A 9,987-nucleotide genomic window follows, 5' to 3' on the forward strand; every position below is an offset into this window, starting at 1 on the left:
GAACCGACCACCGGATCGCCTCCCCCAGCCTGCGGACCGCTCTGCTCCAACTCTGGAACCTCTGAACCACCGCGGCCAATACGCAGCGTGACCGGCGGAAATGACACGTCCCCACTAGTCGCGTTGATCGCGTCCGGGACAGTTGTCGGGGCCATGCCCGCGGGGGCGGCACCCACGCAGCCGTCCTGGTCGGGCGAGTACTCGGTGAAGCGTTTCGCCGCGACGAAGGACGGTACGAGTTTGGCCGCGCGGCAGTGGGAGCCCGACTTCGCCGATACGTACAGATTCGAGACGAGTTGCACGGACGACGCCTGCGTAGCGACCGTGATCGATGGGCCAACGCCAGCCAACCCGACACTGCCGCAACCGCCGCAGTACACCTGGGACGGGACCAGCTGGGTCCATACCTACGACTGGGAGTGGGACTGCTACCAAGGCGAGGGTGTGCCGAAGGTGTGGGCACCGGCGCACTCGGTTGCGTACTACACACCGCAATCCGACGGGACGCTGACCGGTTCCTGGCGTACCGATATCGACAGCGGCCCGTGCGAGGGCTCGGTGAGCATGGAGGTCGCGGCCTACCCCGTCGAGCCGCCTCCCGGACCATTCGGCAGCAGTTGACAGGCGCAATGTCCTCCGTGACGATCGCGCCGCCTATCTCACCCTTTCAGGTCGAACCATGTGGTCGGCCTGCAGCGGCGTCAGGAGCCGTTGATCACCAAGTCCAGAAGCCAGATCAGCCACGGTATGCCACCCTCAATTGGCAACTCCCACGACGCCCCCGGCGTTGTGCCCGCTCCGCGCCGTGCTCGTCGAGCAGCCGCACGCCACCCCCACCCTCGACCTCGATATGCAGGCGCTGGGAAAACGGATTTCGCGCGCACCCTCGGTGCACTCACGCTTGCAACCACGGAGCGCAGACTGATCAGGAATCGAGAAGCGCCTACCCAAGGGCCGCATTAACGTCACTGGCATGAACATCGAATCTCTCACCCTCGAAACCCCCGACCCCACCACGGTGAAGGCCTTCCACACCGCACTCGGCATAGATGAACGCATCAGTGCCCGCGACACGGACGCACCCACCACCGGCTTCCGCGGTTACACCCTCTCGCTCGTCGTGTCCCAGCCGAACATCGTCGACGCCTACGTCGGGGCTGCCCTCGAAAATGGCGGCACCACAATCAAACCGGTCAAGAAGAGCTTGTGGGGGTACGGCGGTGTCGTGCAGGGCCCCGACGGAGCGCTCTGGAAAGTCGCGACTTCGTCGAAGAAGAACACCGGGCCGGCCACGCGGCACATCGAGGACCTCGTCCTGTTGCTCGGCGTCGAAGACGTCAAGGTCAGCAAGCAGTTCTACCTCGACCACGGGCTGGAAGTGGCACGAAGCTTCGGTCGCAAATACGTCGAGTTCGCCACCGGCCCGAACGTCAAGCTCGCGCTCTACGGGCGCCGTGCCCTCGCGAAGGACGCCGGCGTCTCCCCCGACGGCACGGGCGCCCACCGGATCGTCATCAGCGGCGACGCCGAACCCTTCACCGACCCCGACGGCTTCACATGGCAGACAGTGTGATCGGGGACCCCTCACCGCCACCGCGGCAGGGTATCGACACCGACCACCCCACTCATCCAGTTGGGCCACCACGGGAAGAACATATGTGATGTGGCTCACATCGCTGCGACGCGACCGGCTGGCAGATCTACCATTTCCTCGCGCCAGTACACACCCAGTACCGGTCGCCGATGCAATCCCCAACGCCCGGGAAGACATTGGCCAGGCACACCACCCAGGCACACCGGCGTGGATCCAATCGTCCGATGGAGAGCGCGGCGACGCCCTGTTGCACGTCCCGGCGAGGCCCGGCCGGAGCGGAGAACACTCCGACCGGGCCGCTTCGGCTCACCGGGCGCTTCGCCGCACTACCGGACGATCTCAGGACGCGTATGTCAGGGCAGCCGAGAGGTTTCAGATTCCCGTGCGACGCGAGGCTCGGGCTCGATGTCGACAGCTCAGCCGCAGCAGCGAACCAGAAATCGCGCGGTCCCGGGTCCGCGCCGCCCTCACCCGATACAGACCAGGACGCCCACGACCACTACTGCGACAAGCGAGGCGCCGCCGCAGATCAGCCACGCCCGCGTTGCGAGCTGCCGCCACTGATCGCACCGACCCGCCACTTCCGCGACCGCGACCGATCGCCCCAGGTCCGTTTCGAGCGCCTGCGACTCCGAGAGGCGGCGGGCCTTCGCATCCGCCCGTACCGCCACGCCGAACGAGACGGGGACCACCAGCACCGCAATCACGAGTAGGCCAACCATCGCACCCATACCCGTCCCAAGCATTCCAGTTCCTTCCACACCACACGACGCCCGTCACAGGTGCCGTTCACCGATCACCCGAACCCACGGGCTCACCCCCCGTCAGCTATATCGCCGAACTGCCACCTGGTGTTGCACTCCGAATGACCGGCACCAGCGAACGACCACAAGCCACGCGCGCCTACACACCCGGTACGGGGAAGTTCCACATCGCCAGGACAATTACGCCCATGACCAGTCCGGCGCACGCAATGGTGCCAACGACACTGACACGCAACGCATCCAGTAGATCGGACCCCAGTTTCTTGCTGATCCGTGCCATTACACTCTTCCTTCACGTGCCGAGATTCTGGCCGCCGGGTCGATGACGGTGCACCACACACACTCGTCCGACTTCGACACCTACACAACGGCCGAATCACCTACACCCATACCCGCTTTTGGGTCCCAGACAGGGGTATTGACCACACCTCATTCCCGACCACCACGCTTCGCGAGAAATTATGTGGTGTTCTTCATCACACCCGGGCGGGGATCTACTCGGCCGATGGTCGTCATCGACAATGGCCTGCAAGTAGCTCGTCGCCTGGCTCGTTTCCGCAGAACAGCTCCGAGCGACATCCGAACATGCTGTGGGAAAGCATGTTCGGCGGTTCATTACGTAGAATTCTCGCCTGATCAATCGAGAATTATCGGCCGATACCGCAGACTCATGCCAATCGGAACTCGGCAGCGCCAACTAATTCACTCATGCGCCGTGGACGACCCCGAAACTACACCTACTGGTCGGTAATGATGAGGTGAAGAAATTTGCACAATGGCGTGGATCACACTCTCTGGACTTCCATGCCCCGGCTCACGAAGATCACTAATGCGCCGCTCGTTACTACGCGCGGTTTGTCCGTGTAGCGCCCCTGCCAGCTGACACCGATCGCTGGCGGGGGCTGCGCTTGGCTGCGCCACAAGATATCCGGCGTCGCCTCGCTCCCCGACTCCACCATTGCCGGCGCGATTCCTGGCCTACTTTCCCAGCTACCGAACGAGTCACCCTCGCCCGCAATCGCGTCCTGCTCACCCCTGCCCGGATACCGCCGTGCCTCGCGCCCAACACTCCCGTCCACGTTTGCCCGGTACACCGCCGGGGGATGCTCCGGGGAAGGACGACCCCGTCGTCGAATCACGCGAGAGAGGCAGTCCGATGAACACTGTCACGACCGGCATCGTTGCAGGTGCCGCAGGCACCACGATCCTCGACGCCGTCACATACCTGGACATGGCGATCCGAGGCCGCCCCGCAAGCACCGTTCCGGAGAAGACGGTCGAGTCCGTTGCGACCGCTCTGGGCGTCGCGATACCGGGACGCGGTGACGTGCTCGCGGCCCGGCGGTCGGCGTTCGGGGCGCTCGGCGGGATCGCCGTCGGCACCGGACTCGGCGTGGCCGCCGCCCTCGTCCGCCGGGCCGGCGCCCGCCTGACCCCGGCTGCCGGAACGATCGGGATCGGTCTCGCCGCGATGGCAGCCACCGACATCCCGATCGCCATGCGCGGCATCAGCGACCCGCGACAGTGGACCGCTCAGGACTGGCTCAGCGACCTCGTGCCGCATCTCGTCTACGGCGCCACCGTCACCACAGTCCTGCGGCAACAGGACGAGGCGACGGGGAACCGCAGGGAGCCGGGGGCGGAACGGTCGAGCACTGTCCGGTCGGCCGTGATCGGCGTGGCCAGCGGTCTCCGCAGTTCCACCGGCATCGCGGCGGCACTGCTTTCGGGTGCCCCCGGCTCGGCACACTGGTCCCGCCTCGTCGGTGCGACGGCGCTCGTCGGCGGCGAACTGGTCGCCGACAAGAACCCGAACGTACCGTCGCGCCTCTCCCAGCCCGCGCTCACCGGACGACTCATCGCAGGCGGAGGAGGCGCCGCGGCGCTGGCCCGCCGCGACCGTGCCGACACGGCGTCGGCCCTGATCATCGGAACCGTCGGCGCCCTCGCCGGCTCCTACGGCGGCGCGTGGTGGCGGCAGTGGGCCGGCCGGCGGATGCCGGACTGGCAGGCCGCGCTTGCGGAGGATGCCGTGGCGCTCACGATGGCGGCGGCCGCACTCCGACGGCCCGCGCGGTCCTCGTCGGTGAGCGCGTCGAGTTGACGCTGCGCCATCCGCCGCACAGGGCTCGCTTCACGGTCGATCGTCGATATCCCACATCGTGACGTTGGCCCCAGACGATCATTCGTGCGAACGGAACTGACCGGCATTCGGCGCTGGAACCAACAGCTCGACACCGTAATTCCGTTCTCGGGAAACATCGTTCGCCGATCAGCGGGGCTGGATCGACCGCCTCGCATTCCTGACGCTCGACCCCGACATCGCGGTTGTCCTCCGATTGGGGGACACGTATTCATCCCCCAGCGGGGCCCGGTTGGCGGACAGACGGCAGAGCTGCGGCGGGTCATTGTTATTCAGACGCCGGAAAACACTCCGACGCAAACCCCGGGAGGACAGGACTCCACAACACGGGACGCCATCGCGGCTCACCCGCACGGTCACCAATGCGCTACCCACCCCACCCCTTCTCACCTTCTGCAGAAACCGACCAAAGGACCACCATGGAGAACACCCAGAAGCTTTACATCGACGGCGAGTGGATCGACCCGATCGGGACCGACACGCTCGACGTCGTCAACCCTGCGACAGAAGAGATCGTCGCCACCATCGCGCTGGGCGACGAATAGGACGTCGACTGCGCCGTCACGGCCGCCCGCAGAGCGTTCGACGGTTACGGGTCGACGACACGCGCCGACCGGATTGCGTTACTGGATCGGATAATCGAGGTCTACGGGCGACGGATGGCCGAGCTGGCATCGACGATCACCCAGGAGATGGGAGCACCTACTTCACTGGCCACGACCGCTCAGGCACCGTCCGGCCTGGTGCATCTCACCGCAGCCGTCGATGCGCTCCGTGAGTTCGAATTCGAGGAGAAGATCGGCACGACGACGGTGGTGTACGAGGCGGTCGGCGTGTGTGCGTTCATCACACCCTGGAACTGGCCCGTCAACCAGATCGCCGCGAAGGTTGCGCCGGCGTTGGCCGCAGGCTGCACGATGGTGTTGAAGCCGTCCGAGATCGCGCCACTCAATGCGATCATCTTCGCGGAGATACTTCACGAAGCAGGAGTCCCTGCGGGAGTTTTCAACCTCGTTCAGGGTGACGGACCTACCGTCGGAGCCGCACTGTCGAGGCACCCCGACATCGACATGGTCTCGTTCACCGGATCGACGCGTGCCGGCGTCGAGGTCGCTCGGAACGCTGCGACAACGGTCAAACGTGTCACACAGGAGCTCGGTGGCAAGTCGGCGAACATTGTGCTGGACGACGCGGACTTCGAAGAGGTCATCACCAGAGACGTTGTAGGCGTGGTGGTCAATTCGGGCCAATCCTGCAATGCCGCCTCGCGCATTCTGGTTCCGTGGGACCGTATGGACGAAGCGATCGCGATCGCGAAGACCGCCGCCGCGTCGATCGTCGTCGGACAACCCGAGTCCGAGAGAACGACCGTGGGTCCGCTGGTGTCACAGGCACAGTTCGACAAGGTGCAGCGCCTGATCCAGATCGGCATCGATGAGGGCGGCACGCTCGTCGCCGGTGGAGTCGGTCGCCCGGCGGGACTGTCCACCGGCTACTTCGTCCGGCCCACCGTCTTCGCGGACGTGACGAACGATATGACCATCGCGCGCGAGGAGATCTTCGGCCCGGTCATGGTGCTGATCGGCTACGAGGACGAGGCCGCCGCAATCCGCATCGCGAACGACACCGCGTATGGGCTGTCCGGGATGGCCTCGTCGAGCGATCCGGAGCGCGCGCGGAATGTCGCGCGGAAGTTGAGGACGGGAATGGTTCATCTCAATGGGGCTCCGCTGGCCTTCGATGCTCCGTTCGGAGGCAACAAGCAGTCAGGCAACGGCCGGGAGTTCGGCAAATTCGGCCTGGTGGAGTACCTCGAGAGGCCAAGGCGATCTTCGGCGACAACGTCGAACCAGATCCGGCCGTGAACAGCACCCGCCAGAGTGCCCGGGAATGAGTAACGCGGAGGCGGCGGGATGTGAACGCGGGTCTTCGGCCCGAAAGCAGGAAGAGACGGGAGACTGATCGTGAATGCGATCATGTGGATGGGCGTGGCCGGAATCGTGGGCACGGCCCTCTCACCGTGGATCACCGAACGGCTGCGCAGCAAGACTGCGCGCCGAGACCAACTCGTGAAACTGCGGCTCGCGATCTACGCCGACCTGTTGCGAGCGACGGCCCGCCTCGCCGCAACCGCAACGACTTCGGCTGCATCGCACCCGAATGACGCGGACGAGATCGGCGGCGACGAGTTCGATTCCCTGCTCAGCCAGGCGCGGGTCGTGGCCAGCGATGACGTTTACCGACGACTCAACGAGCTGTCGCAGCTCACTGGGACGTTCAACCGGCACCTCGTGAAGACCGAGCCGCGCCCAGTCTTCCCCCACCGGCAACACCTGCACGATGGCGCAGTGAACGACCCGTTGCGCCTCCAGCATCGAAGAACACTGACCGATATCGCGGGCGGTATCGCGGTGGCTCACGGGAAAGTCCAGGACGCGATCCGGCACGAGATGAATCGGTGACCGTCGATCGGATCCCACGTCGCTGTGTGGTCATCAGGCCGCGAGCTCACGAGGACGAGCGAACACGTCCACCAGCGCACCGTTGCGCCACACCGTGATCTCGATCTGCCGGTCGATCGCATCCTCGACCATCAACCGCTGGACGGCAGTCGTCGTCACGATCGGCTTGCCGTCGAATTCGACCATGATGTCCCCGCGCCGCAACCCCGCCTCGGCGGCCGGGCTTCCCGGCGAGACACCGGCCACCTGCAAACCAGTCTTCGACCCGATCCGCCCCTGCAGCTTCGGAGGCAGCGGACCTGCATACCCGCGATCCCCAACCAGGCCCGACGCACCCGCCCCGCCGATACCAGCGCGGCGATGATCTGCCTCGTCGCGACGGCCGGATGGTGGCCGTCACGCACCGAACCGGGCGCGGCCCCCGCCACGCGATCAAGGCTCTGCCGACACCATCAGAGACAGCGGATCGGATAGCGGAAGGCACCGGCGCCCGTTGAGCGGTGCGGGCGGCGACGGCGGAGGCTCGCGCGTGCGAGGCGATCTGCCGCGTTGCCTCCGTAGGGACACCCACCGGCATTTCCGCCTCATGGCGGCCGGACGCTAGCGAAGTGGGAACCCGAGACGGATGAGCGATTCCTTCAGCCGATCCCGCCCGTTCAGCCGCGCCGCGGACGCGAGTCGGTCCAGAACCTTTCGATCCAGGAATGGTCGAGCTGCTGCGCCGAGTAGAAGGCGGCGATCCGCCCCTCGTAAGCGTCGACGTGGTCGCGCTGTGCGGGCAGGTCGTACTTCTCGTGGTGCAACACCGCCGCTCGGGGCAGCCGCGGTTTGATCTGGGCGTCGGCGTCCGGATGCGGATGTCCGACGACGAGCCCGAACACCGCGAACACGTGAGGAGGCAGGCCGAGTTCCGCCGCGACCTCCTCGGGGTTGTTGCGCAGCGCCCCGATGAACACCGTTCCCAGCCCGAGCGACTCCGCCGCGGTCACGGCGTTCTGCGCAGCCAGGGCTGCATCGATGAACCCGATATAGGTGCTCTCGACGTCATCGGCTCCCTCGATCGGAGCGCCGCGGTCGCCGGCGAGCTGGCGGACTCGGGCGAAGTCGGCGAGCCAGACCAGCAGGACGGGGGCCTCGACGATGTGGGCCTGCTCGCCCGCGAGCGCGGCCAGACGAGCCTTGCTGTCGGGGTCGCGGACCGCGACGACACTCCATGCCTGGAGGTTCGACGACGTGGCGGCCGACTGCGCAGCCGAAACGAGGACGTCGAGCGTCTCGTCGGTCAGCCGGATCGGGTAGGTAGCGGCGAACCGAACGGTGCGAGTGCAGGGCTTCCAGAACCGGATTCCACTGCGCGGGCTCGGTGAGGGCGGGGTCCCAGTAGCGCTGCTGCAGCGCCGTGCGGGGTGCGATGTCTGCGATGGTCACCCGGGACAGGAAAGCCGACCGCCGTCCCCCACTCCAGTGTTAGGCGCACCGTGATTCCTGAGATCCTCCGCGACCCCGTCGACAACCGCGAACGGAACGCGTGAACAGCCACAGCGAGGCCGCCGATCGGCGACAATTCGGGGGCTGCCGACAGCTGTCCGGGAACTACGTTATGAAAGGGAGTGGTCGTGACTGAACGGGTCATCGTGGTGACGGGTGCCGGATCGGGAATCGGGCGGTCCATGGCGACCGGACTACTCGATGCCGGACATCACGTGGTGCTGTCGGGACGGGCGCAAGACAAGTTGGACGAGACAGCGGACGGTCACGAACACGCGCTCGTGGTGCCGGCCGACGTCTCGTCGCCACAGTCGGTGCACAGCCTCTTCGCCGTCGTGGCCGAACGGTTCGGCCGTGTGGACGTACTCGTCAACAATGCGGGCACCTTCGGCCCTTCCGGCGCGGTGGACGAGATCGACCCGGAAGACTGGGACCGGACGGTGGCCACAAATCTCACTGGGGTCTTCCTCTGCTCACGCGAGGCCGTGCGAATGATGAAGACGCAGACACCCCGCGGCGGACGCATCATCAACAACGGCTCACTGTCCGCGCACACGCCACGACCCGCGAGCGTCGCCTACACGGCAACCAAACACGGGGTGTCGGGGTTGACCAAGTCGATCGCGCTCGACGGGCGCGACCACGACATCTGCTGCACCCAGATCGACATCGGGAACGCCGCAACCGCCATGACGGCCGGCATCGGCCAGTCCGCCCGCCAACCGGACGGATCGATGCGAGCGGAACCCACCTTCGACCCGCGGTACGTCGCGGACGCGGTGACCCGACTGGTGGAACTCCCCCTGGACGTCACCGTGCCGACGTTGACGATCATGGCCGCCGGGATGCCGTACATCGGCCGCGGCTGACCGCGCGGACGGTCAGCGACGCTGGTCTGCCCAGTCGAGGTGCGACAACTGCTGACCTCGCCGAGTACCGGCCATCAGTGGGATAATCCACGTAGGAGAATCGTCCACTCCGAAGACGATGCCGCTGCAAAAACGTCGACCCCGGCCCAGGGCCTCAGGACCGCCCGAGTGCGCCGGGGTCGGCCCAAAGAGGACGGGTGTGGTCGTGCGGCAACCGACGGCGTGCGGACCACACCGGAACCCACAACCGACGTGGAGCTCCGATTTCTTGTCGCTTTTCTCTGACGTGCGGTAACAAGTCGGAGCCCGTCACCGACGTAGTAGATGTCGTAGTCAACGATGACGGACCCGAACAGCGGGCGCTGGACTCGAAAGGCGAGCAGGCAGATGAACGAACTGCTGAGCACGCTGCCGGAAGAGCACCGGGAGATTTTGATCCTCCGCCTCGTGGTCGGTATGTCAGCCGAGGAAACGGCCCCGGCCGTGGGTAGTACCAGTTCCGCGGGGGTGACGAGGGCAGGTGAGAGGTTTGGCTAGGAGCAAGCGCAACGGCAATCCCGATGCCGATCTCCCAGGAGACGACGCACCGGTGGACGTCGCGGCAGTGCGCCGCGACGACGCTTTGATCGACGCGATCGCCGGTGGCGGTCCTGTCGCGACGGATTCG

Annotated in this window: 8 protein-coding genes and 3 pseudogenes; 8 read left to right on the top strand and 3 right to left on the bottom strand. The window is 66.1% G+C overall.

Features of this window, described 5'->3' with window-relative positions:
• The first annotated feature begins 153 nt into the window (after nucleotides 1-153).
• Together G9373_RS43510 and G9373_RS43515 are read left to right on the top strand one after the other, a co-directional pair.
• The gene (locus G9373_RS43510) at nucleotides 154-621 is read left to right on the top strand and encodes a hypothetical protein (protein WP_133984191.1); all 468 of its coding nucleotides are present in this window, start codon (nucleotides 154-156) and stop codon (nucleotides 619-621) included.
• 352 nt (nucleotides 622-973) lie between these two features.
• Nucleotides 974-1,573 carry a glyoxalase gene (locus tag G9373_RS43515; protein WP_167121044.1) on the top strand — a complete coding sequence of 200 codons (600 nt, stop codon included), beginning with the start codon at nucleotides 974-976 and terminating at the stop codon, nucleotides 1,571-1,573.
• 488 nt (nucleotides 1,574-2,061) lie between these two features.
• Here G9373_RS43515 and G9373_RS43520 read toward each other — a convergent pair whose 3' ends face one another.
• The gene (locus G9373_RS43520) at nucleotides 2,062-2,340 is read right to left on the bottom strand and encodes a hypothetical protein (protein WP_005263790.1); all 279 of its coding nucleotides are present in this window, start codon (nucleotides 2,338-2,340) and stop codon (nucleotides 2,062-2,064) included.
• Nucleotides 2,341-3,514: 1,174 nt separating this feature from the next.
• On the opposite strand from G9373_RS43520, the gene G9373_RS43525 reads away from it, so the two are divergent.
• From G9373_RS43525 to G9373_RS43535, 3 genes and pseudogenes are all read left to right on the top strand, one after another.
• Nucleotides 3,515-4,462 carry a hypothetical protein gene (locus G9373_RS43525; RefSeq protein WP_120660893.1) on the top strand — a complete coding sequence of 316 codons (948 nt, stop codon included), beginning with the start codon at nucleotides 3,515-3,517 and terminating at the stop codon, nucleotides 4,460-4,462.
• 458 nt (nucleotides 4,463-4,920) lie between these two features.
• A pseudogene (locus G9373_RS43530) lies at nucleotides 4,921-6,395 on the top strand (aldehyde dehydrogenase family protein).
• Nucleotides 6,396-6,465: 70 nt separating this feature from the next.
• Entirely contained in the window at nucleotides 6,466-6,963 is a 498-nt protein-coding gene (locus tag G9373_RS43535) for a hypothetical protein (protein WP_005573454.1), read from the top strand.
• A 33-nt stretch (nucleotides 6,964-6,996) separates the two neighbouring features.
• Here G9373_RS43535 and G9373_RS47395 read toward each other — a convergent pair whose 3' ends face one another.
• Both G9373_RS47395 and G9373_RS43545 read right to left on the bottom strand, forming a co-directional pair.
• Nucleotides 6,997-7,209, bottom strand: a complete 213-nt coding sequence (locus tag G9373_RS47395; protein WP_005573455.1) for a PDZ domain-containing protein — start codon at nucleotides 7,207-7,209, stop codon at nucleotides 6,997-6,999.
• 354 nt (nucleotides 7,210-7,563) lie between these two features.
• Nucleotides 7,564-8,391, bottom strand: a pseudogene (locus tag G9373_RS43545) (NADPH-dependent oxidoreductase).
• Between the two features lie 182 nt (nucleotides 8,392-8,573).
• Here G9373_RS43545 and G9373_RS43550 point away from each other — a divergent pair.
• From G9373_RS43550 to G9373_RS43560, 3 genes and pseudogenes are all read left to right on the top strand, one after another.
• Nucleotides 8,574-9,320, top strand: a complete 747-nt coding sequence (locus G9373_RS43550) for an SDR family oxidoreductase (RefSeq protein ID WP_005569307.1) — start codon at nucleotides 8,574-8,576, stop codon at nucleotides 9,318-9,320.
• 293 nt (nucleotides 9,321-9,613) lie between these two features.
• A pseudogene (locus G9373_RS48455) lies at nucleotides 9,614-9,818 on the top strand (RNA polymerase subunit sigma); the annotation flags it as partial.
• A gap of 22 nt (nucleotides 9,819-9,840) precedes the next feature.
• Nucleotides 9,841-9,987 (top strand): anti-sigma-D factor RsdA (locus G9373_RS43560; RefSeq protein ID WP_346842931.1); only part of this gene is annotated, 147 nt, incomplete at its 3' end.

Source organism: Rhodococcus sp. A14 (assembly GCF_011603105.1).
GTDB classification, from domain to species: Bacteria; Actinomycetota; Actinomycetes; order Mycobacteriales; family Mycobacteriaceae; genus Rhodococcus_F; species Rhodococcus_F opacus.

Bases quoted from the DNA above. Each gene is read 5' to 3' on its own strand.
- G9373_RS43525 (WP_120660893.1), top strand. From the start codon at position 3,515: ATGAACACTGTCACGACCGGCATCGTTGCAGGTGCCGCAGGCACCACG.
- G9373_RS43510 (WP_133984191.1), top strand. From the start codon at position 154: ATGCCCGCGGGGGCGGCACCCACGCAGCCGTCCTGGTCGGGCGAGTAC.
- G9373_RS43515 (WP_167121044.1), top strand. From the start codon at position 974: ATGAACATCGAATCTCTCACCCTCGAAACCCCCGACCCCACCACGGTG.
- G9373_RS43520 (WP_005263790.1), bottom strand. From the start codon at position 2,340: ATGCTTGGGACGGGTATGGGTGCGATGGTTGGCCTACTCGTGATTGCG.